Source organism: Mucilaginibacter sp. (genome assembly GCF_041660805.1).
In the GTDB taxonomy this organism is placed as follows: domain Bacteria; phylum Bacteroidota; class Bacteroidia; order Sphingobacteriales; family Sphingobacteriaceae; genus Mucilaginibacter.
In genome coordinates this window covers 20990-43623 of sequence record NZ_JBAZVP010000017.1, presented here as the reverse complement: position 1 = coordinate 43623, position 22634 = coordinate 20990, and the positions used below count along the sequence as shown (strand labels likewise).

Below are 22634 nucleotides of genomic sequence, written 5' to 3'. Positions count from 1 at the left end.
TAACCCCCTGAAGGGGGAATTCTTGAAATTCATATTTTCAAGGTTATAGGGTTATCATGCTCCCCCTTTAGGGGGCTGGGGGGCTTTCCACCCATCCTTCAGCGTTACTGTTCTGTTAAACACTAACTTATCTGCGGTTGAGTTTTTATCAAGCGTGAAATAACCTTTACGCATAAACTGAACCGGGGTGCCAATTTTGGCATTAGCCAGGTCGGGTTCAATATAGGCGGCAGGCAGTATGTGCAGGCTGTTTGGGTTAATATAATCTTTAAAGTCGCCGTCCTCGTTGCTTGGGTCTTCCACCTGGAACAGGCGGTCGTACAAGTGCACTTCGGCAGTTTTTGCATGAGCCACGCTTACCCAGTGGATGGTCCCTTTTACATTAATACCGCTGGTATCGTTACCGCTTTGCGATTCGGGGATGTAAGTACAATGTATTTCGGTGATGTTGCCATCGGCATCTTTAACAACGCTTTCACCTTTTATAATGTAAGCGCTTTTCAGGCGGACCATCAGTCCTATACCCAGGCGGAAATATTTCTTGGTAGGCACTTCCATAAAATCGTCGCGCTCAATCCAAAGTTCCCTGCTGAACGGGAACTCCCTGCTACCGTCACCACCTTCAACCTCCGGATTGTTCTCTCCGTGGAAGATCTCTTCCTGCCCTTCGGGATAGTTGGTAATAACCAGTTTAACCGGGTCAAGCACGGCCATACGGCGCCATGCGGTTTTATTCAGATCTTCGCGGATGCAGAATTCAAGCAAGCCAACGTCAATCATGTTTTCGCGTTTGGCTACACCAATACGCTCGCAAAATTCACGGATACTGCCAGGGGTATAACCACGGCGGCGCAGGCCGCTAATGGTAGGCATGCGTGGGTCGTCCCATCCATCAACATGTTTTTCCTCAACCAGTTGCAGCAGCTTGCGCTTGCTCATAACCGTATAGTTAAGGTTTAAGCGGGCAAACTCATATTGTTTACTCGGGAAAAGAGATAGTTTCTCAATAAACCAATCATATAGCGGGCGGTGAGGGATAAACTCAACCGTACAAATAGAGTGGGTAATTTCTTCAATAGCATCGCTTTGTCCGTGGGCAAAATCATACATAGGGTATATGCACCAGGTATCGCCCGTACGGTGATGATGGGTATGCTTAATACGGTACATCAAAGGATCGCGCAGGTGCATATTCGTTGATGCCATATCCAATTTGGCCCTTAACACTTTCGCACCATCCGGGTATTTACCGGCTTTCATATCGGCAAACAGTTGCAGGTTCTCTTCAACAGAGCGGCTGCGGAACTCGTTAGGCACACCCGGTTCGGTAGGCGTACCCTTTTGGGCAGCTATCTCCTCGGCGCTGCTGTCATCAACATAAGCTAATCCTTGTTTTATCAGGACAACCGCAAGGTCATAAAGTTTGTCGAAGTAATCGGAAGCGTAAAGTTCATTAGCCCATTCAAAGCCCAGCCATTTTACATCTTCTTTAATACTGTCAACATACTCCACATCCTCTTTAACAGGGTTGGTATCGTCAAAACGGAGGTTGGTTTTACCATTATATTTTTGCGCTAAACCAAAGTTAAGGCAAATAGCTTTGGCATGGCCTATATGCAGGTAACCATTAGGCTCGGGCGGGAAACGGGTAAGTACCCTGCCGCCATTTTTGCCATTGGCAATATCTTCTTCAACAATTTCCTCTATAAAATTCAATGATCTTTCTTCGCTCATGATGTTTGTAACAGGGTGCAAAAGTACGGAATTTGGCAGAAAGTGTACAGTTTAAAAAGACACATAGCGGTACATTTTAATGAAATGGACACATTATAATACACTATTGGTCTTCTAAAACTCCTAACCGCCCACTGCTAACTTTAATATGGGCGTTCCCTGCGGGCGGGCTTTCCGCTCATACGCGCACATGGCCTTAGTCACATTGGCCGGTATCCGCTGCACTCCCTAACGCGGAAGTACCTGTTGGTATACTTCACAGTCACCTGGCCGTCCTTGGCTGGAGCCCACAAGTGTTCGGAGGGTTTGATTTACACCAAAACTCCTTCCTTGGGGAAGGGTGTGGCTGCCTGTGAAGTGGCGGGTAGGGGTTATTTACGCCAATACCTATCTCATAAACCCCTCCCTGCACCCTCCCGTTGGGAGGGAATCGCACATATCCACCGCTTTATTAGTCTTCCGAACACCGCCCACTGCTAACTTTAATATGGGCGTTCCCTGCGGGCGGGCTTTCCGCTCATACGCGCACATGGCCTTAGTCCAATGTCATTATTTAAGGGATCTCTACCCCAGAGGGGTTAAAGCTTTGTAGACTAAAATCGAAATTATCTAATCCGTGCCATAGGTACGGAACCTTTGCGTTGCGTACCTACGGCACGCTAAAAGCGCAATTTATATTTTCTACAAAGCTTTTACTCCTAACGGAGTATTTTGCCTTTCCTTAAACTTAATGGCATTGGGCCTTAGTCACAGGCCGGTATCCGCTTCACTCCCTACCGCGGAAGTATCTATATAAATAATTATGCCTTCATAGTCGCTTGGCTCCAGCCGAGTGACCACTATTATAAGGCCTCTGGCCGCTTTTAATCTGCGGCGGGGCGCGGCTTAATAACTGACGCCCGGCCGGGAGCCGATCACCGAAGGCTTTAAATTATGCCGTCTATCCAAACAATAATCCAAATACTTCCTCAATCCGGCCAACTGGTTTTACATCAATGGTATAGCGGGAAAGGTCAAGTCGTTTTTTATCCTTGGCGGCTGTTGGCATATTATATTTAGAGATAAAGATCTGCTCAAAACCCAGTTTTTGCGCTTCGGCAATACGTTGCTCCACACGGTTCACCGCGCGGATCTCTCCTGATAAACCTATTTCGCCCGCAAAACAGGTTTTGAACGGGATAGGGATATCTTCATGTGATGAGATGATGGCAGCGGCCAAACCCAGGTCAATAGCCGGGTCTTCCACACGGATGCCACCGGTAATATTCAGGAACACATCTTTAGCCCCCAGCCTGAAACCGCAGCGCTTTTCCAGCACAGCCAGCAGCATGCTCATTCGTTTAGTATCAAAGCCCGTTGCGGTGCGCTGTGGCGTGCCATAAGCAGATGTGCTCACCAGCGCCTGGGTTTCTATCAGCATTGGCCTCATGCCCTCTAAAGTGGCAGATATGGTAATGCCGCTCAAGGGTTCATCGCGTTGCGATAATAAGATCTCTGATGGGTTTGATACCTCGCGCAAGCCTTCGCCCAGCATTTCGTAAATACCCAGTTCTGATGACGAGCCAAAACGGTTTTTGATTGTCCGCAAAATGCGATATACATGGTGCCGGTCGCCTTCAAACTGTAACACGGTATCAACCATGTGCTCTAAAATTTTTGGTCCGGCTATCATGCCATCTTTTGTAATGTGGCCTATCAAAAATACCGGGGTTGAGCTTTCTTTGGCGAAGCGCAGCAGCTCTGCAGTACATTCCCGCACCTGCGAAACACTGCCGGGCGTTGATTCAATATGTGCCGAGTAAAGGGTCTGGATAGAATCTACCACAACCAAATCGGGCTGTAACTCTTCAATCTGCTTAAATATATTTTGGGTAGAAGTTTCGGTCAGGATAAAGCAACCTTTCCCAAATTCATTTTTACTGCTCACTGGTAACTGCTCACTGCTAACTGCGGAAAGTCGCTCCGCCCGCATCTTTATCTGCTTATCGCTTTCTTCGCCAGATACATAAAGTACTTTAATGTTAGGCATGCTCAACGCCAGCTGCAACATCAGGGTTGATTTTCCTATCCCCGGTTCGCCGCCTATCAGTACTAAGGAACCGGCAACAATTCCGCCGCCTAAAACACGGTTAAATTCTTTATCGGGTGTAAGCAGGCGGTGTTCCTCGCTAAAGGTGATATCCGTTACTTGTACAGGTTTATTGGCCCGCTGCGATGACGCCGGACTGGCCTTCCAGTTTGGGATAGAGGTATTAGGTTTCTCTAAAATTTCTTCAACAAAAGTATTCCATTGCTGGCAGCTTGGGCATTTACCCAGCCATTTAGCCGATTCAAAGCCACAGCTTTGACAGAAGTAAGCGATTTTAGTTTTAGCCATTGTTAGATGTGCAGATTTCAGATGTGCAAATATGCAGATTAAATTGCCAATAAAATTAGCAAATTATAAATGAAATCGTATAAACAAAAAGAGCCGATGCTATCCATAACATCGGCTCTTCCCTTCATCCGCATTTAAATGCGATACTATCTTAAAGCTTTATTTCCTCATCTTTTGATGAGAAGAAGTGGAACTCGGTGATCTGGTAAGCAGGATTGCTTTTCACTTTTATCCACTGGCTGTATTTTATAAACCACTTCATTTGGCGGTTAAATAGGCCTTTTTTAATGTATGCCTCAATGTACGGGTGTACAACAAGCGAAATTCCTTTTTCATTCTGCTCTTCTAAAATGTAGTTGAAATTGTTTTCAATATCATCTAAAAGCAAAATGGTTGGCCTTATAGTGCCGGTACCATTACAAGCAGGGCAAACCTCGCTGGTAATAATATTCATCTCGGGCCTTACACGCTGGCGTGTGATCTGGATCAGTCCAAACTTACTTGGGGGCAAAATGGTATGCTTTGCACGGTCATCTGCCATTTGGGCCTTTAGGTAATCAAAAAGCTCCTTACGGTTAGTTGGCTTGTGCATGTCAATAAAATCGACCACCACAATACCACCCATATCACGCAAACGCAGTTGGCGGGCAATTTCTTTGGCCGCTTCTTTGTTTACCTGGTACGCGTTCTCTTCCTGATTCTCTTTATTGGCTGTACGATTACCGCTGTTCACATCAATAACGTGCAAAGCTTCGGTATGTTCAATAACCAAATAAGCGCCGCCGGCAAGGTTCACTGTTTTGCCAAAAGTAGATTTGATTTGCTTATCAACGCCATGGTGCTCAAAAATGGGCTCCTTGTGTTTGTGCAGCCTAACAATTCCTTCCAGATCAGGCGAGATCTCATGGATGTACGATCTTACCTCTTCATACATACTCTGCTCGTTCACATAAATATGCTGAAAATCGGGGTTTAAAATATCCCTGAGGATGGTTGATGTACGGCCAATTTCGCCCAGTACCTTTTTAGATGGTTCTGTTCCGTGCAGCTTGGTCACAAAGGTTTCCCATTTGGATATAAGGTCCAGCAGGTCTTTCTGTAATTCGGGTACACCTTTGCCCTCAGATACGGTACGTATAATTACGCCGAAATGTTTGGGCTTAATGCTCTCAACCACCTTACGCAGGCGGTTACGCTCAGTATTGCTCTTGATTTTTTTTGAGATGGATATCACCTCAGAAAAGGGAACAAGTACAACATACCTCCCTGCTATTGACAGGTCAGAACTTAAACGCGGGCCTTTTGTAGAAATAGGCTCCTTGGCAATTTGTACAGGTATAAGCAGGCTTTTTGATAAAACATCAGAGATCTTTCCTCCTTTATTTATATCAGCATCCAGCTTAAAGTTATCTAAAAGCTTTGATTGGTATCCCCCGCTACGTACTTGTTTGGTAAGCTTAAGCAGGCTTTGTACCTGCGGCCCCAAATCAAGATAATGCAAAAAGGCATCCTTCTCGTAACCAACATCCACAAAAGCAGCATTTAAACTGGGCATAATTTTTTTTATACGGCCCAAATAAATATCACCAACAGTATAATTGTTGGTAATTTGCTCTTTATGGAGTTCTACAAGTTGTTTGTCCTGTAATAATGCAATGGTAGCCCCGTTGGGGGATGAATCGATAATTAATTCCTTTATCAATTGCTACTCCATTTCTTAAAGCGGCACACTATTGTGCCGCATGTTATAAGTGGATAAAAAACACACAAAAACCCCGATAAATCGGGGTAATAAGCTGCTACTGCAGCTTATTTTTTCTTATGTCTGTTTTTTCTTAAACGCTTTTTGCGTTTATGGGTAGCCATTTTATGTCTCTTACGTTTTTTACCGCTTGGCATGATAATAATTTTTTAAGTGTACTTTATTTTTTTAATTCCTTTATATACTCATCTATGCGCTGCCCGGCAACCGGATCGCCCATCAATTCTTTGCATTTTTCATAAGCTGCAATCGCTTCCTGTTTTTGTCCCAGCTGTTTATAGCTTTCGGCTAAATAGAAGTAAGGTTCAACCTCTTCTTTTTGAGCTATCAGCGTTTTAAATCGCTGCACTGCTTTTTCATACTGCCCGCTCTTCATCGAGAACATACCTAAATTAAGGTTAGCCTCTCTGTTATTAGGTTGTTGCTTAACTACATCAAGCAGTAAAGCTATCCCCTGCATTGGCATTGCACCGCCGTTTACATAAGCAACACCTAAACCTGTTTTAGCTTCAAGGCTGGCAGGCTGTAGTTTGGTTGCATGTTCAAAGGCTTCAACCGCGTTGGTAACAAACGCGCCCTGGGCTAATGTATCCTGCGTAACCCTGTAAGCCGCGTTAAAACGGTTACCTGCATTTAACCAATCGGCCATTGCGTTACTTTTGTGCGCAATTTCCTGGTAGTAAAATGCAGCGGGTGCCGGTTGGTTAGCGGTATCCCATTGCGCAGCTAATTGCCTTTGCAATGTTAGCTTTCCGGCATCATCAGAAGCTGCTTTTAGCTTGTTCTCTAAAGTTGTTATCTGCTGTGAAGCAGTTGTCTCTAAAGATGGCATAGCTAATGCGGATACTGATGCTACAGTAATGCTGGCAGTTTGCTTTGTTACAGATGCTACGCCCGCTGTGTTAGTGCGGGTTTCTTTAGGTTTAATTAAACCTTTAACCGGCAAAGAGTACAAATAGCCCATAATAGCAACTACTACTACACTTAAGGCTATTTGCTTTTTAGTCATGCTGATTATTTGGTAGCTTGTGCAGTTTTGTTACCTGTACGAACCTTTTCAACAAAGGTTTTAGCCGGTTTAAAACTCGGTACAAAATGCTCAGGGATAATAATGGCAGTGTTTTTTGAAATGTTACGGGCTGTTTTCTTAGCTCTCTTTTTAACTACAAAGCTGCCGAAACCTCTTACGTATACGTTTTCGCCGCCAACCATTGAACTCTTAACAACTTTAAAAAACGCTTCAACAGTTTCCTGCACGTCAACTTTTTCTATTCCTGTTTTAGACGAGATTTCAGCTATAATTTCTGCCTTGGTCATATCCTGTTTTCTTTTATTTAAATGTATAAATACTTAACTGTTTTGGGGTTGCAAAAGTATCGCTTTAAAATTAAAGTTTAAAATAAATAGCAGATTTTTTTTCGATGAAGCCCTAAAGAGCATTTTTTACCACAAATTATGATACAAAGATGATATGATGTTACTTTGTGTTGGATGAATTTATCAGGGGAATTAACAGGGTGGTATAATGAAAATAAACGCGATTTACCATGGCGGCATACCACCGATGCTTATATCATATGGTTATCAGAAATTATACTGCAGCAAACCCGTGTAGAACAGGGAATGCCTTATTTTAACCGCTTTGCAGAACGGTACCCCACTATTAACAGTTTTGCCGCCGCAAGCGAAGACGATATTTTAAAGCTATGGCAGGGGCTGGGATACTACTCGCGGGGGCGCAACATGCTCAAGACGGCCCGGCAGGTGCAGGAGGAGTTTAATGGCACATTCCCGGTTAGTTATTTACAGTTGCTTAAATTAAAAGGAATAGGCGAATATACGGCCTCGGCCATCTCTTCTTTTGCCGCAAATGAGGCCCGGGCCGTTGTTGACGGCAACGTATACCGTGTGCTGGCGCGTTTTTTTGGCATTGATGAGCCTATAAATTCGCCAAAAGGAAAGAAGCTTTTTCAGGGTATAGCAGATGATATATTGGATCATAACAGGCCCGCCCTGCATAACCAGGCCATGATGGAGTTTGGCGCTATGCTGTGCAAGCCTAAAAACCCGGCTTGTGGTATTTGCCCTGTACGTACCGGCTGTGAGGCGTTTAAAAATAACTTGGTTGCTTACTTGCCAATAAAACTAAACAAGGTTAAAATACGTAAACGATATTTAAACTACCTGTTCATAACAGACGGCGAAAAGATTTTGATGAACAAGCGTGGTGAAGGTGATATTTGGGCAAATATGTATGATTTTCCTTTAATTGAAACCACAGACTTGATTGCGCCTGATGCATTGATTAAATTGCCACAAACAAAAGTTTTTGGTGAAAGCATAACTATTTTAAACAAACCTGCTGTTATAAAGCACGTGTTAACACATCAGCATTTGTACATTCAGTTTTTGGTTTTAAAAGATTTTCCCGACAAATTAATGGATAACTGGCTTTATGTTAGCATGGCAGATTTGAAAAATTTAGCTATGCCGCAACGTATTTTTATATTTATACAAAATTTTTTTAATTTTTAAATAATTATCCGTTAATTTATAGTATGTCTGGAATTAATAAAGTAATACTGGTTGGCCATCTTGGCAAGGACCCCGAAGTAAGGCATTTAGAAGGCGGCGTAGCTGTAGCAAGTTTTCCGTTGGCAACATCTGAAACTTTTAATAAGGATGGCCGTAAGGTTGAACAAACCGAATGGCACAACATTGTTATGTGGCGCGGGCTGGCCGATGTGGCTGCCAAATTTTTGCAAAAAGGTAAATTGGTTTACATTGAAGGTAAACTGCGTACCCGTTCATTTGAAGATAAAGAAGGTATTAAAAAGTACACAACCGAAGTGGTTGCCGAGAATTTTACCATGCTGGGCCGAAAAACCGATTTTGAGAGTGATAATTCACAAAAACATTCCTTAAAAATGAGCGATACCGATAGCTACCGTAACAACGATGGTGATGATCATCCATTTTAAACAAAGTAAACTAAAAATAAGAAAGCCCTCTCGATTTGCATCGGAGGGCTTTTATTTTGTGCCTCACCCCGGCCCTCTCCAAAGGAGAGAGAGAAGGAAAAGGTCTTAAAGTCCTCTCCTTTGGAGAGGATTTAGGTGAGGCCTCTATCTTGCTCCCGGAGGGCAATGTTCTTTTAAATAGTTAGTATATAACGTGCTTAAGTGCGTACTTGTGCCCGGCCCTTCAGATATACTGTGCGTACGGTTAGGGTATGACATGAGCTGGAACTGCCTGTTATACTTAACCAGTTCGTTTATCAGCAATTCGGCATTTTGGTAATGCACGTTATCATCGCCGGTACCATGTATGTACAGTAAATTGCCTTTTAAATTTTTAGCATAAGTAATAGGCGACCCCTTAAGGAAAGCTGCCCTGCTTGCTTCATCAACCGGCACGCCGGTGTAACGTTCCTGGTAAATATTATCATACGATAACTGGTTGCCTACTGCGGCAATGGCTATACCTGTTTTAAATATTTCGGGGTATTGAAACATCAGGTTTAGGGTTGATGACCCGCCGCCGCTCCATCCCCATACGGCCACGCGGGAGGTATCCATATATGGCCTTTTTAGCATTTCTTTAGTGCCCATTGCCAAATCGCGGATGTTTAACGTACCAATACCTTTGTAAATTGATTTTCGCCACTCGCGGCCCTTAGGTACCGGGGTGCCACGGTTATCAATTGACATGTATATGTAGCCATCTTTAGCCATATCGCCTTTGTACAGGAAATTGTAGCTTGAGCCATTTTCATCTTTCACGTTCTGGCCCCAGGGTTCGCCGTATACGTATAGCACAACCGGGTATTTTTTAGTCTGGTCAAAGTTATCAGGCTTAACCATCCAGCCGTCCATTTCAACACCATCTTCGGTTTTTACCTTAAAAAATTCAACGTTTGATTCTGCTTTCGCCCCGGCAGCTTCAGTAAGCGCTTTAGCTGCTTTTTCATCGCCATTAAATGTTTTATGTCCCGGTAACGAAACCACTTCATTTACGCGGGCTGTGTAGTAGTTAGAGAAGGTATGTGTGGCCGCTTTTCCGTTTGGCGATACATCATATTCATGGGTGCCCGCCTGGTTAGCCGGAGTAAGGCGCTCGGCCTTGCCGCTGCCATCCAGCTTGGTGCGGTATAAATATTTCTGCGTAGCGTTATCCGGCGAAGCCGAAAAATAAACATAGCCAGATGTTTCATCAACCGCGTTTATCTGCATTACATCATAATTGCCTTTTGTGATCAGTTTTTCTGTCTTCCCATCGCGACTAACGCGATACAAATGGCGCCATCCGTCTTTTTCGCTTGCCCATAAAAAATCAGCTCCTTTTTTAAACCAGTCCCAGCCGCCGTAGTAGTAATGTTCTTCCCATTCCGGTAAAATATCTATCCACGCAGCATCTTTTTCCTGTAATATCGATTTTGATTTCCCGGTAGCCACCTCACACATCATCACATCTGTTTGGTTTTGCGCCCTATTCATATGCTGAACGATCAGTTCGGTACTATTAGCGGCCCACTCCATTCGCGGAACATATGATTGCAGCACCGGGTCTGTAGGGATATCCATCCATTTGGTAGCGCCGCCCGCTGCGCTGATAACCCCAATTTTATAGGGCGATGGTGCTTCACCCGCAACAGGGTACTCAACCGGTTTTACATATGGGTATATGGAATCGGTTGTGTTAAGCATTAAATAGTTTTTGGTTTTGCCGGCATCAATTTGCCAGTAGGCTATCTGCTTGCTATCCGGGCTCCAGCGGAAACCATCGCGGCAAAAGAATTCTTCTTCATACACCCAATCAAACGTGCCATTAATAAGCTTTGTGGTGCCATCGGTAGTTAATTGTTTAATACTGCCATCGGCCAAAGTTTCTACATAAATGTTATGTCCGCTTACATAACCCACTTTGCTGCCATCGGGCGAGAACTTGGCAAACATTAATGATGATGCCGGCAGATTGTTACCCAGTTTGGCTAATTTTTTAGTGGCAAGGTCATATACCCAGTAATCGCCGCGGGTTTTGTAACGCCATACTTTTTTAGAATTGGTATACAGCAAAACTTTCTGTCCGTTATCCGCCAGATAAAAACGATCAACGGGGATAGGCTTTTGTCCTTGTGGGGTTAGCTGTTCTTTGCCTAACAAAATGGTTTTTTTATTGGCATCGCGTGCATCAAGTACAACAATTTCGCCACTTTGTACTTTATAGTACTGAAAACCATCTTTTGCCCAATGGGTTGATGGTATTTGGGCCATAACCACGTTTTGCGCAAGCATAAACAAGATGGCAAATAACCCTGAACGGTAATGTTTAATAATCATGAATGTTGATTTAATTAGGGGAACCGAATTTAATAATAAATAATGCTGCTATAAAATTTGCGTTAAATTAGCGTTTTAATGCTTTCAAAAATATGTTATTACCTGTGAAAAAAGTATCCCTGTTTATCTTTAGTCTTTTTGCCCTGATAACCGTTAACGCGCAAAATATCGACAGGAGTAAATTTATAAAAGACAGCCTGGATTTGTACATAAACCGGGCGCTTACCAACTGGCGGGTACCCGGTGCCGCTGTTTGTATTATAAAAGATGGTAAAATAGTATTAATGAAGGGATACGGCATTAAAGAACTTGGCCTGCTCAACAAGGTTGATGATAACACCCTGTTTATGATAGGCAGCAACACCAAGGCATTTACCGCCACCGCCTTAGCCATGCTGCAGGCCGAAAAAAAGATCTCGCTTGATGAAAAGGTAACTAAATACATCCCTGAGTTCAAACTGGAAAATAAGCTGGCAGGCGAGCAGGCAATAGTAAAAGACTTGTTGAGCCACCGTTTAGGGTTTAAAACTTTCCAGGGCGATTTTACTTTTTACAACACCAATTTAGCCCGGCATGAGGTAATTGCCAAAATAGGGCAAATGAAACCCGCTTACCCGTTCCGTACCACATGGGGGTATACTAATTCGGCTTTTTTAACCGCGGGCGAGATCATTCCGCGGGTTACCGGCAAACCGTGGGAGGTTTATTTAAAGGAGAATATTTTTGCCCCGCTGGGGATGGGCAACACTTTGGCCTTAAGTGCCGATATGCCAAAATCACTAAACCGTACCGTACCCCATACCCTTGTTGATGGCCGCCTAACCGCCATACCGTATTGCAATATTGATGGCCTGGCACCTGCGGGGGCTATCAGTTCATCTGTAAATGATATGGGTAAATGGGTAATGGCTTTGCTAAATAATGGCAAAGTAGGCAATAGGCAGGTAATACCTGCAGCGGCAATAAACGCAACAAGGCAGGCGCAGGATATAGTTGGCAGCGTACAGCATTTAAACGGCGAAACCAATTATCAGCTTTATGGCTTAGGATGGTTTATACAGGATTATGCCGGTCACCGGTTAATAATGCACGATGGCGGCGTAAATGGCTATTTATCATCGGTAACGCTTGTGCCTAAAGAGAACCTGGGCATTGTAATACTTACCAATACTGACCAAAATAGCCTGTACGAAGCCCTACGCTGGGAAATAATGGATGCGTATTTTAAAATGAAATATTTTAATTACAGCGATGCTTACCTGAATATTAACAAAGCTAACGTGACTAACGAGCTGCAGGCCGATAAGAGAAAACGTGATACGCTTGCTTTATTACCAAAACCAGCGCTGTCACTCAACAAATACACCGGCAAATACGTGAACGACTTTTACGGCAGCATGACCATTACCGAAGGCGAACGCAACGAACTGGAGATGCGCTTTGAGCATCACCCTAAAATGTTTGCCCGTTTACAGGCACTGGGCGGCAACCGCTTTTACGTTACCTTTTCTGATCCAACCTACGGCAAGGCGGTGTTCCCCTTCTTTGTACAAAACGGCGCGGTTACCGGCGTAAGGGTTAAAGTAGCCAACTTTGTAGAGTTTGATCCTTACGATTTTAAGAAGGTGAATTGATTTCGGATGTACGATTTCGGATTTATAGTCCTCCGTGTTAAGCTGAAAGCTTAGTTATTTTAGGACGAAGCTACAAGCTTCGACCAGTTAGGGGATTTCGGATTTATAACCGTGATTAATGGTAGTTAGCTATAGATAGTTATTTAAGCTTTGCGTAAGTATTTCTAATAATTCAGGGTCGGCAAATTGGTAGTTATCTTCAATATTTAAAACAACAATTTTTTTATTACCGATGGTAAACTGCTGCTTAATAATATCACGGTGTTTATATTCCATTACAAAAATAACATCTGCCCAGTCTATAGTGCGCTGGTTTACTTTAATGCGTGCTTTATCACTTGTACCGGCAGACCGGGCATTATGTATGGCGTGATTTTTAAACAATAACTCGGCAGTTGGACTGCGCCATTGATTTTTGCTACAGATGAATAGGAGGTTGGACAAGGGGTAGTGTTTGGTTATAATTTGGGTTTGGTTAAGCTTTCAGCTTAACCATTTCGGAAGCTGAAAGCTTTAGCATTTTAGGTCTAAGTTACGCTATGCTAAACTTAGACCAGTGGGGGGGGCGAGACTTGAAAAAAACGATAGGTTGACATAGTTTGGATTTGAGGATTCGCAAAAATTATATTCAGCCTGTGGTCGGTGTTATCACCGCACCACTTTTCCTACTTCCCTTTACCATTCATATAATCCAGCGTTAAATTACACAAGGCTTTAACGCCCAGGGTAAACCCACTTTCATCCAAATAAAAATCGGGCGTGTGGTGCGATGGCGCGGTTAACGAGTTGCCGCCTTTTGGCATCCCCCCTAAAAAGAAGAAGATCCCGGGAACTTTCTGCTGGAAAAAGCTAAAATCTTCGGCGCCTGTAACCGGCGGGCGAAGCAGCACATTTTCTTTACCGGCTGTAGCTTCAAGGGTTGGCAGCATTTTGGCCGTAAGGGCAACATCATTAAATGTTACCGGGTAATGGTTGCTGAAAGGTACAATCACCTCAGCAGTAGCACCGTATGCTTCGGCGGTTTTGGTGGCTATGCGTTTAACATTGTCGGTAACCAGTTTTTCATCTGCCTCTGTAAAATAGCGGATAGTACCCTGCATTTTAACACTCTCAGGGATGATATTGAACCTGGAGCCGCCCTGTATAACGCCAATGGTTACAACTGCCGGGTTTTCGGTAACATTTACATTTCGGCTTACAATGCTTTGCAGGCTGCTTATTATTTGTGCCGATACTACAATCGGGTCAATACTGCTCCATGGATATGCACCGTGTGCCGAACGCCCTTTTACACTTATCTGCAGGTCGCTCACACCGGCCATTGTACCGCCCGGCCTGTATACTATTTTGCCAACTTCGGTTTGTGAGTTAATGTGCAAGCCAAAAATAACATCAACTTTAGGGTTTTCTAACACACCCTCTTTCACCATTTGCTCGGCGCCGCCTTTTTCACCAACCGGCGCGCCCTCTTCTGCAGGCTGGAATATAAATTTAACCGTGCCATGCACATCGGCTTTCATTGATGACAGGATCTCTGCAACGCCCATTAATATAGCCATGTGCGAATCGTGACCGCAGGCATGCATAGCGCCAACTTCCTGGCCGTTATAAGTGGTTTTTACTTTTGATGCAAAGGGCAGGTTTACACGTTCGGTAACCGGCAGCCCGTCCATATCGGCACGCAGCGCCACAACGGGGCCGGGTTTGCCGCCTTTTAACACGCCTATAACACCGGTTGTAGCAACCCCTGTTTTTACTTCAATCCCTAACGATTTTAAATAAGCTGCAATTATGCCGGATGTGCGCACTTCGCGGTTACCCAGTTCAGGGTGTTCGTGGAAATCGCGGCGCCAGGCTATAATTTGTTTTTCAAGCGCGTCGGCCTTTTTGCTTACAGTTGCTTTTAGCGCGGTTTGCGCAAAGGTCGATAGGGAAATGATTAAGCATACGAAAAGGAGAAGTTTTTTCATGATGTAAGGGTTAGTTGGCTAAATATAATCAATAATAGCTTGTTGTGCGATTAAGACCCACCGGGATATGTTACCTGGCAGGATGGCTTCGCGGCATTTAGTGTTAGTCCGGGTCACGTAAAAGGGTGTCAAGTTATATTTACAAGCAGCAAAAGCACCATCGGGATAACTCCCCGGGCGACGAATTAAAGGAAATTAAACAGCGTATAAGGCAAAATCTTAAAGGGATGATATTCGATAGGTGAACTATTGTTTACCCTGCCATGTTATCTTCATCCACCTCATCTTTTGGTTCCCAAAGCTCAATGATGTTTCCTTCCGGATCTAGCACATGGACGAATTTGCCATAATCATATTCTGCAATCTCATCAACAATGGTCACGTTGTCCTTTTTTAGCTCATCAACCAGTGCAACGAGGTTTTCTACCCGGTAATTGATCATAAAAGGCTTTTCCGACGGATTGAAATATTTGGTGTCCTGCGGAAATGCACACCATGTTGTCGACCCCTTTTTTAACGGATCATCGGCCTGCCGCCACTCAAAAGTTGTTCCGTATTCACTGGTAGCCAATCCAAGGTTTTTGGCATACCATTCGTTCATACCTTTCGGATTATCGCATTTAAAAAATACGCCGCCAAGGCCCGTTACTTTTTTCATGTTTAAATGTATTGTATTATTAATAAGTGATTTAAAAATGGAAGAAAAAGTGTACATATATTGATAATCAATATATTAAATAGTATTTAAAGCCAGTTAAATATTATTTATGCACAACCTTCCGAGCAATTTCCATCTATTTTTGGACATTACCAAATCTGTTTAAAAATCTTCTATTAATGCTGATGGGGATTTTTATTTTTTAACCACCAGAGTCAAAAACGTCTGATTGTCAAATAATTAATCGCGTAAGTTAATGCCGAAACCTAACGGTATTGATTGTAAAGATTATCTCTTTGGTAAGCTTAAAAAGGATTACAAGGGCGATTTTCCTGCAATTCATCAATATTAAAAAACAATAAACTGCTAATCATCTTAAATATACTTTAGCTTTTTAATCGCACAACACATTAATAATAGTTAAAAACGGCTTTCATCACATTTATAGGCATCTTCATCACATTTATTTTATAGGTGCCCCGGCTTAGCTTAAGCTTGTATCATAAATCTTATTACAATATGAAATACAGCAAAATTGAGTTTTGGGCAGCAACGGCATTTTTTATACTGATACTATTTTCCAAATTCTATTACGGATTAAGTGATTATGGCTATACAATTGAGCGCAGTCATTTTAAAACCGACGTTATTTTTGACCAACTGCTGCCAAGTTTATTTGTTATTGCGGTAACGTATGGTGCTTTTTTAGCGCTGAACTTTTATATGATCCCTAAGCTGTGGATGCAACAAAAATACCTGACTGCCACCATGGTTTTTGTAGTGGTATTGACAGTAACAGGGCTTTGCTTTATGGTTGCCCAAAGTTACCAAAGCAGCTGGATATACAATCAATACCCGGACAGATGGGCTGCAAACACTACATTCTTTAGTCGCGGCTTTAGCAGGGCAACTCTTTTTATGTTGGTATATGGTGCTTATGTTTTAATAAGGGAAGCTATTGCTTATCAATACAGAACGTACCAGGCTAAACAAAATCTTTCATCGCGTATAGTAAGGGAAATAATACTGGCTTTTTCGGCGTGGGTGGCATTACTTGTGCCGATAATGGCCGTAAACGCGTCCGCTTTTTTTAATGGTATCGGTCCGTTTTATTTAGTGGCTTTACCATTTTGTTTTGGTATTTATTTCATCAACCTGTACTGGCTTATACCGCTTTATAAAAAAGGTGTTTTCCCATCCGCGGGTACTTACCTGTTAGGTTTAATAACGGTGGGCGTAATGCTGGGAATGTTGGAAATAGCTATGTTAATGCAGTTTTCATACCATCAGTCGGCATTAAGCTACATTGTTTTTTATTGGTTGTCGCCATCGGTTTTAACTATTGGCCTGTCATGGTGGGTGTACCTGAGTAACGAAGAGAAATACAAACAACTTACCACCTTAAAAACAGCTTTGGGGGCATCAAACGCTAATCTGCAGTTTTTGCGCTCGCAAATTAATCCGCACTTTTTGTTTAATGCTTTAAACACGCTTTATGGCACCGCTTTAACCGAGCAGGCCGAAAAAACCGGAGAAGGCATCCAAAAGTTGGGCGATATGATGCGCTTTATGCTGCACGAGAACAACCAGGATATTATTCCCTTAACCCGCGAAATAGAGTACCTGCATAACTATATCGACCTGCAAAATCTGCGCATCGCCTTATCAGAAAATATGGAGATAAAAACAGATATAACCGACCACTACAATGCGCTGAGCATAGCACCTATGCTGCTCATACCTTTTATAGAGAATGCCTACAAACATGGCATCAGCTTTAAACAACCATCATGGATAAACATAAGCCTGCAGCTAACTGACCATGTTTTACAATTGGATGTGTACAATAGCTTACACCCCGAAAAGGAGAACGACCCGGAAAAACAAAAATCAGGCATTGGGCTGGAGAATGTTAAACAGCGCCTGAAATTGCTTTATCCTAACAGGCACGAACTGGTTATCCGCCAAAACCCGACAGATTTTTTTATCCACTTAACCCTGCAACTATCATGAAAAAACTTTTTACACTCTTACTTATCATCGGCACAACAACCAATATTTTTGCCCAATTTGAGTTTAGCGGCAAAATAAATAATACTACCAGGGCGGATACGCTGTACCTGAATATCCCATTTATCTATGGCTATTACCATGATAACGATGTAGCTATCCCGGTTGATGCACAGGGGAATTTTAATAAAACGATTAACATACCGCAGCAAAAATTTGCTACCATAAGCTTTAAGGGGAAAACATCAACCTTGTTGCTTACACCCGGCAAGGCCCTTCATATAACTTTGAACCCTGCGGATACCAGCATTACCAACTTCAAAGGCACGGCCGCCGAAGAGAACAGGTTGTTATATCAGGTGAACTTAAATGCAATTCCTTTTTTCTCAAAGGATAACAAAACCAACGTCTATGAAAAGCTTAGTCTGCCCAAATTACAGCAGCAGGTGGTAAAACCCTGGGCCGCTATGCGCGATAATAACGTAAGTTTAATACAGTCATCCGGCATATCAGTGAATGATAAGAAACTGATAATACAGGAGATAAAGGCAAATTATATTACACAGCTTAACTTTTTTGCACGTGCCTATATGAAGGGCGACAGAAGCCAGATCTTTAGTTTTATAGAGACCTTTTATAAAGATGTACCGCTTAACCCCGAGGTACTGCCTGCCGGACAGCAATACTATTTTTTTGCCGATAGCTATATAGGTTACTATGAAATTATGGCATTCAAAGACCTGCCTGCCGAGAAAGTTAAAGACCCATCAACTTTTTTGAAATATTACAACATCACCATTGATAGCGGCAACCGGGTAGCAAAGCTAAAGGGCAAATCATTCATAAACTGGATATTGGTTAAAAACAACTATCCCGCGAACATTGCGGAGGGTTGGCTGGCGCAAAATATTTTCACTAAATGCAGCACAAAGGACCTATCGCAGGCCTCGCCTTTGATGGATGAGTTGAAAACGCTTTATCCGCAAAGTAAATATATTCCTTATTTATCTGCCAAAATGAATGCGCTGGAGGGTGTGCTGGCTAAAAACCTTAATAATAAAGAGATTGAGATTGCAGAGGGTTACGAAAAAATGAGCTCGATTTACCAGGCCATCAGCAAATTGAAAGGCAAAGTTGTTTATTTAGATATTTGGGGAACCTGGTGCGGGCCGTGTAAAGAGGAGCTAAGGTACAACCCGGAATTAAAACAATATTTTAAAGGCAAAGATGTAGCTTTTGTTTACCTTGACATGGACGATGACGAAAAAGACGGGCAGTGGCGCGATTTTATTAAAGTAAACGGAATGACCGGCCTGCACATTCGCAAAAGTAACAAGGACATACAGCAATTTTGGGCGGAACTGTTGCCAAAAGGAGGGGAGACCAAGTATTACCCAACTTACTTTATATTTAATAAAGATGGTAAATTAGTGCAGGCTAATGCCAAACGCCCAAGCGATAAAAAAGATCTGTATAAACAAATAGAACAGCACTTGTAAATGATTAGAGCAATAGCCATTGATGATGAACCTTTAGCCCTGGAGGTGATCCGGTCACATGCCGGGAAGGTTCCGTTCCTGGAGCTTGCTGGCTATTTTACAGATGCTTTTAAGGCGATAGAATATTTGGCTAAAGAACCTGTTGACCTGCTGTTTCTGGATATAAAAATGCCCGATATATCTGGCCTGGAACTGATGGAAAGCCTGCAGCAAAAGCCTATGGTTATTTTTACTACCGCCTATGCCGAGCACGCCGTACAAAGCTACGAGCTTAACGCTGCCGACTACCTGCTTAAGCCTTTTGCCTTCACCCGGTTTTTAAAGGCCTGCCATAAAGCAAATGAATTGTTGCAGGCAAAGCAGAGCTATAAACCTATAGTGGCAGACAGTATTTTCATTAAATCGGGCTATGAGCAGGTAAAGATCAATTATGGTGATATTCTTTACCTGGAAAGCGGGGGTAATTATATGAGCTTTATTTTGGCCGATGGGCGTACAATACTGTCACGATTAACTATGACAGATACGCTGGCATTACTGCCACCCGCACAGTTTATTAGGGTACACCGCTCTTATATAGTAAACAAATTAAAAGTTGACAGGGCCGAGCGGCACCAGCTGCATATTGGCCAGCAAACAGTGCCGGTTGGCGGAGCGTTTAACGCCGCATTGCTCGCCCGGTAAATATGGGTATAAAAAAAGCGCCTTGTGAATCGAGGCGCTTTTTCATTATCTTGAAAATGTGAATTAGTTGTTAATGCTTAGCAGATCAATAGTGAAAACCAGTACTGAGTTTGGAGGAATTGAGCCCTGACCAGGATTACCATAAGCTAAAGCAGATGGAATGATTAACAGGATACGGCCACCAGCTTTAACATGCGGTACACCATACGTCCAGCCTTTTATAACGCTGGTTAAATAAGTTCTGAAACCTGTGCCGGCATCAAACTGAGGGCCGTTTAACAGTTTGCCAATGTAATTTACAGTTACAATACTGCTTGAGGTTGGGTTGGCACCCGTGCCTTCAGTTAGCACCTGGTAATAAACACCGTTCGCATCTTTAGTAGCAGAAATGCTTGGGTTAGCGGTTAAATAAGCTTGTATGGCAGTTTCATCTTTGGCGGCTTGTGCGACAGCATCAAACTTTTCTTCTTTTTTGCATGATGCAAACGCTATCAAAACTAAACTTAATATTATTAGTATGTTTCTTTTCATGTTAGTAGTAACGGATAAATTTAAGCAGGTGATACAGTTGTCTTGATTTTTAATTCGTTCAGCTGTGTATCGGCAATGGTAGATGGCGAATCTATCATCACATCGCGGCCCGAATTGTTTTTAGGGAAAGCGATAACATCACGGATAGAATCAAGCCCGGCAAAGATAGAGGTTAACCTGTCAAACCCGAAAGCGATACCACCATGCGGAGGTGCGCCATATTCAAAGGCATCCATTAAAAAGCCAAATTGTTTTTGTGCTTCTTCCGGCGAGAACCCTAAATGTTTGAACATTAAAGATTGCAAAGCGCGGTCATGGATCCGGATAGAGCCGCCGCCAATTTCAGTACCATTTATTACCAGATCGTATGCATTGGCGCGTACGTTTTTAGGATCGGTATCCAGCAGGGCAATATCTTCAGGTTTAGGCGAGGTGAACGGGTGGTGCATAGCATGGTAACGTTCAGTTTCTTCATCCCACTCCAGCAGCGGGAAATCCAATACCCAAAGCGGCGCGAAAGTATTTTTATCGCGCAGGCCTAAACGGCCGCCAATTTCTAAACGCAACTCGTTTAATTGCTTGCGTACTTTATCGGTTTGCCCGGCCAATATGAATATCAAATCGCCTTTTTCTGTTTCAAAAGCCGCAGACCATTTAGCCAGTTCTTCTTCGTTATAAAATTTATCTACTGATGATTTTAAAGTGCCGTCTTCATTATGGCGGCAGTAAATTAAACCTGTAGCGCCAATTTGCGGGCGTTTCATCCACTCGGTTAACTCATCAATTTGCTTACGGGTGTAATTGGCACAGCCTTTGGCGTTTATACCAACAACCAGTTCGGCGTTATCAAAAATGCTGAAGCCTTTACCTTTAACCACGTCATTCAATTCAACAAACTGCATCCCAAAACGGGTGTCCGGCTTGTCAGAACCATACAAACGCATGGCATCCGCATATTGCATGCGTGGGAAATCGCCCAGCTCTAAACCTTTTACAGTTTTAAACAAGTGGCGGGTTAAGCCTTCAAAAATATTCAGGATATCTTCCTGGGTAATGAAAGACATTTCGCAGTCTATCTGTGTAAATTCTGGTTGGCGGTCGGCACGCAGGTCCTCATCCCTAAAACATTTCACTATCTGAAAATAACGGTCGAAACCGCTTACCATAAGTAATTGTTTAAAGGTTTGCGGCGATTGCGGCAGGGCGTAAAACTCGCCCGGGTTCATGCGGCTTGGCACCACAAAATCGCGAGCACCCTCCGGGGTCGATTTGATCAGCACCGGGGTTTCTACTTCTATAAAATCCAGTCCATCTAAATACTTGCGTATTTCCTGAGCCATTTTATGGCGCAGAACCAGGTTGCTGCGTATTGGGTTACGGCGCAGGTCAAGGTAGCGGTATTTAGCGCGCAGTTCCTCGCCGCCGTCAGTTTCATCCTCAATCAGGAAAGGAGGGATCTTGCTGGAGTTTAAAATTTCCAGTTCGGTAATAATAATTTCAATTTCGCCGGTAGGTATTTTAGTGTTCTTGTTAGAACGCTCTACAACGGTACCGGTAACCTTAATAACAAACTCGCGGCCCAGCTGCCTGCCTGCTTCGCGCAGGTTAGCATCGGTATCGGTATTTAAAACCAATTGTGTTAAACCATAACGATCCCGTACATCAATAAAGGTAGTACCACCCAGATCGCGCGATTTTTGCACCCATCCGCAAAGTGTTACTGTTTCACCTAAATTGCTGATATTTAATTGTCCGCAAGTGTGAGTTCTAAGCATAGTTACTAATTATAAAAGTTTGCAAAAGTACATTTTTGAGGCGAAAGGCGAAAGTAAAAGGTAAAAGGGTGGCGGTGCGTTTACTGACCCCGACATTGCGAAGCAATGTCGACCCTCCCTTTGCTGCGCGAAAAGAGGATTCGGATAAACCTTCATTCTTTGTGCATTCAATTCACCAAATGTCTTTTCGGTTGATTTGAATACAAAGAAAGATTCCATTATTGGGAAAGCATTGAAGGAGAAAATCCTAGTTAGGGTTTTTAAAAAGTTTCCCTAATAAATACATCGATAAATGAGTGTTGTCTGGAATGTCTGCAGATAATATAGTATCTAATCCTAACTGTTGAAATTTATTTGTTATTTCTTTGTTCCTTACCTCATACTCATCTTGCGAACCTCCCATCGGATTGCAAATGAAAACTCCTAAGGATCTAACTGTAATCTCAATTGAGGTATTAGATTTCATCCAATTTCCAACAACCACAAACTTATCTGTAATATATTCCTTTGTGCAAACATCTCCTTTATTTGTCCTTGTGTTAAAAAAAGGCTTTTCGAATAAATAAAGTTCAAGACTTTCTACCGAAAAGATCTTAAAAGGAACGTTTTCCTGTTTATTGCATGTTGTTAAATGGCCAACTACTTTGCTTGTCATTTACAA

At 42.9% G+C, this 22634-nt stretch carries 18 protein-coding genes; 6 read left to right on the top strand and 12 right to left on the bottom strand.

Annotated elements, in window-relative coordinates; translation table 11 throughout:
- Window positions 1–54: 54 nt before the first annotated feature.
- The 5 genes from WC743_RS18620 to WC743_RS18600 form a co-directional block, all read right to left on the bottom strand.
- On the bottom strand, window positions 55–1734 hold the full coding sequence (locus WC743_RS18620) for a glutamine--tRNA ligase/YqeY domain fusion protein (RefSeq protein WP_373014371.1): 1680 nt from the start codon (window positions 1732–1734) through the stop codon (window positions 55–57).
- Between the two features lie 940 nt (window positions 1735–2674).
- Complete coding sequence (gene radA / locus WC743_RS18615) at window positions 2675–4111, bottom strand: DNA repair protein RadA (RefSeq protein WP_373014369.1); 1437 nt, start codon at window positions 4109–4111, stop codon at window positions 2675–2677.
- Window positions 4112–4262: 151 nt separating this feature from the next.
- Complete coding sequence (locus WC743_RS18610; RefSeq protein WP_373014367.1) at window positions 4263–5813, bottom strand: ribonuclease E/G; 1551 nt, start codon at window positions 5811–5813, stop codon at window positions 4263–4265.
- Window positions 5814–6033: 220 nt separating this feature from the next.
- Window positions 6034–6882 carry a tetratricopeptide repeat protein gene (locus WC743_RS18605; RefSeq protein ID WP_373014365.1) on the bottom strand — a complete coding sequence of 283 codons (849 nt, stop codon included), beginning with the start codon at window positions 6880–6882 and terminating at the stop codon, window positions 6034–6036.
- Window positions 6883–6887: 5 nt separating this feature from the next.
- Window positions 6888–7190: an HU family DNA-binding protein gene (locus WC743_RS18600; RefSeq protein WP_373014363.1), complete on the bottom strand. Its 303-nt coding sequence runs from the start codon at window positions 7188–7190 to the stop codon at window positions 6888–6890.
- A gap of 174 nt (window positions 7191–7364) precedes the next feature.
- On the opposite strand from WC743_RS18600, the gene mutY reads away from it, so the two are divergent.
- Window positions 7365–8408, top strand: coding sequence for an A/G-specific adenine glycosylase (gene mutY, locus WC743_RS18595; protein ID WP_373014361.1), 1044 nt, complete (start codon window positions 7365–7367; stop codon window positions 8406–8408).
- A gap of 23 nt (window positions 8409–8431) precedes the next feature.
- Complete coding sequence (locus WC743_RS18590; protein WP_373014359.1) at window positions 8432–8854, top strand: single-stranded DNA-binding protein; 423 nt, start codon at window positions 8432–8434, stop codon at window positions 8852–8854.
- A gap of 144 nt (window positions 8855–8998) precedes the next feature.
- On the opposite strand, the gene WC743_RS18585 is transcribed toward WC743_RS18590, so the two are convergent.
- The gene (locus tag WC743_RS18585; RefSeq protein WP_373014357.1) at window positions 8999–11212 is read right to left on the bottom strand and encodes a S9 family peptidase; all 2214 of its coding nucleotides are present in this window, start codon (window positions 11210–11212) and stop codon (window positions 8999–9001) included.
- 104 nt (window positions 11213–11316) lie between these two features.
- On the opposite strand from WC743_RS18585, the gene WC743_RS18580 reads away from it, so the two are divergent.
- Window positions 11317–12846 carry a serine hydrolase gene (locus WC743_RS18580; protein ID WP_373014356.1) on the top strand — a complete coding sequence of 510 codons (1530 nt, stop codon included), beginning with the start codon at window positions 11317–11319 and terminating at the stop codon, window positions 12844–12846.
- Window positions 12847–12975: 129 nt separating this feature from the next.
- Here the strand turns inward: WC743_RS18580 and WC743_RS18575 are convergent, their stop codons facing one another.
- From WC743_RS18575 to WC743_RS18565, 3 genes are all read right to left on the bottom strand, one after another.
- Window positions 12976–13290, bottom strand: a complete 315-nt coding sequence (locus WC743_RS18575; protein WP_373014354.1) for a low molecular weight protein tyrosine phosphatase family protein — start codon at window positions 13288–13290, stop codon at window positions 12976–12978.
- 221 nt (window positions 13291–13511) lie between these two features.
- Window positions 13512–14816 (bottom strand): amidohydrolase, encoded by a 1305-nt coding sequence (locus tag WC743_RS18570; RefSeq protein WP_373014352.1) that lies wholly within the window; start codon window positions 14814–14816, stop codon window positions 13512–13514.
- 253 nt (window positions 14817–15069) lie between these two features.
- Window positions 15070–15474: a VOC family protein gene (locus tag WC743_RS18565; RefSeq protein WP_373014350.1), complete on the bottom strand. Its 405-nt coding sequence runs from the start codon at window positions 15472–15474 to the stop codon at window positions 15070–15072.
- Between the two features lie 519 nt (window positions 15475–15993).
- Here WC743_RS18565 and WC743_RS18560 point away from each other — a divergent pair.
- From WC743_RS18560 to WC743_RS18550, 3 genes are read left to right on the top strand one after another with little or no spacing between them, the layout of a single operon-like run.
- Window positions 15994–17487: a sensor histidine kinase gene (locus tag WC743_RS18560; protein ID WP_373014348.1), complete on the top strand. Its 1494-nt coding sequence runs from the start codon at window positions 15994–15996 to the stop codon at window positions 17485–17487.
- Window positions 17484–18983 (top strand): TlpA family protein disulfide reductase, encoded by a 1500-nt coding sequence (locus tag WC743_RS18555; RefSeq protein WP_373014347.1) that lies wholly within the window; start codon window positions 17484–17486, stop codon window positions 18981–18983. Before WC743_RS18560 ends, WC743_RS18555 begins: the two co-directional genes overlap by 4 nt.
- The gene (locus WC743_RS18550; protein WP_373014345.1) at window positions 18984–19667 is read left to right on the top strand and encodes a LytR/AlgR family response regulator transcription factor; all 684 of its coding nucleotides are present in this window, start codon (window positions 18984–18986) and stop codon (window positions 19665–19667) included.
- Window positions 19668–19730: 63 nt separating this feature from the next.
- On the opposite strand, the gene WC743_RS18545 is transcribed toward WC743_RS18550, so the two are convergent.
- From WC743_RS18545 to WC743_RS18535, 3 genes are all read right to left on the bottom strand, one after another.
- Window positions 19731–20198: an FKBP-type peptidyl-prolyl cis-trans isomerase gene (locus WC743_RS18545; protein WP_373014343.1), complete on the bottom strand. Its 468-nt coding sequence runs from the start codon at window positions 20196–20198 to the stop codon at window positions 19731–19733.
- Window positions 20199–20218: 20 nt separating this feature from the next.
- Window positions 20219–21973 carry an aspartate--tRNA ligase gene (aspS, locus tag WC743_RS18540; RefSeq protein WP_373014342.1) on the bottom strand — a complete coding sequence of 585 codons (1755 nt, stop codon included), beginning with the start codon at window positions 21971–21973 and terminating at the stop codon, window positions 20219–20221.
- Between the two features lie 247 nt (window positions 21974–22220).
- Window positions 22221–22628: a hypothetical protein gene (locus WC743_RS18535; protein WP_373014340.1), complete on the bottom strand. Its 408-nt coding sequence runs from the start codon at window positions 22626–22628 to the stop codon at window positions 22221–22223.
- Window positions 22629–22634: the final 6 nt, after the last annotated feature.

Coding starts and splice junctions, on each gene's coding strand:
- WC743_RS18605 (WP_373014365.1), bottom strand. CDS start 6,882: ATGACTAAAAAGCAAATAGCCTTAAGTGTAGTAGTAGTTGCTATTATG.
- mutY (WP_373014361.1), top strand. CDS start 7,365: ATGAATTTATCAGGGGAATTAACAGGGTGGTATAATGAAAATAAACGC.
- radA (WP_373014369.1), bottom strand. CDS start 4,111: ATGGCTAAAACTAAAATCGCTTACTTCTGTCAAAGCTGTGGCTTTGAA.
- WC743_RS18600 (WP_373014363.1), bottom strand. CDS start 7,190: ATGACCAAGGCAGAAATTATAGCTGAAATCTCGTCTAAAACAGGAATA.
- WC743_RS18535 (WP_373014340.1), bottom strand. CDS start 22,628: ATGACAAGCAAAGTAGTTGGCCATTTAACAACATGCAATAAACAGGAA.
- WC743_RS18555 (WP_373014347.1), top strand. CDS start 17,484: ATGAAAAAACTTTTTACACTCTTACTTATCATCGGCACAACAACCAAT.
- WC743_RS18550 (WP_373014345.1), top strand. CDS start 18,984: ATGATTAGAGCAATAGCCATTGATGATGAACCTTTAGCCCTGGAGGTG.
- WC743_RS18620 (WP_373014371.1), bottom strand. CDS start 1,734: ATGAGCGAAGAAAGATCATTGAATTTTATAGAGGAAATTGTTGAAGAA.
- WC743_RS18565 (WP_373014350.1), bottom strand. CDS start 15,474: ATGAAAAAAGTAACGGGCCTTGGCGGCGTATTTTTTAAATGCGATAAT.
- aspS (WP_373014342.1), bottom strand. CDS start 21,973: ATGCTTAGAACTCACACTTGCGGACAATTAAATATCAGCAATTTAGGT.
- WC743_RS18545 (WP_373014343.1), bottom strand. CDS start 20,198: ATGAAAAGAAACATACTAATAATATTAAGTTTAGTTTTGATAGCGTTT.
- WC743_RS18585 (WP_373014357.1), bottom strand. CDS start 11,212: ATGATTATTAAACATTACCGTTCAGGGTTATTTGCCATCTTGTTTATG.
- WC743_RS18560 (WP_373014348.1), top strand. CDS start 15,994: ATGAAATACAGCAAAATTGAGTTTTGGGCAGCAACGGCATTTTTTATA.
- WC743_RS18570 (WP_373014352.1), bottom strand. CDS start 14,816: ATGAAAAAACTTCTCCTTTTCGTATGCTTAATCATTTCCCTATCGACC.
- WC743_RS18590 (WP_373014359.1), top strand. CDS start 8,432: ATGTCTGGAATTAATAAAGTAATACTGGTTGGCCATCTTGGCAAGGAC.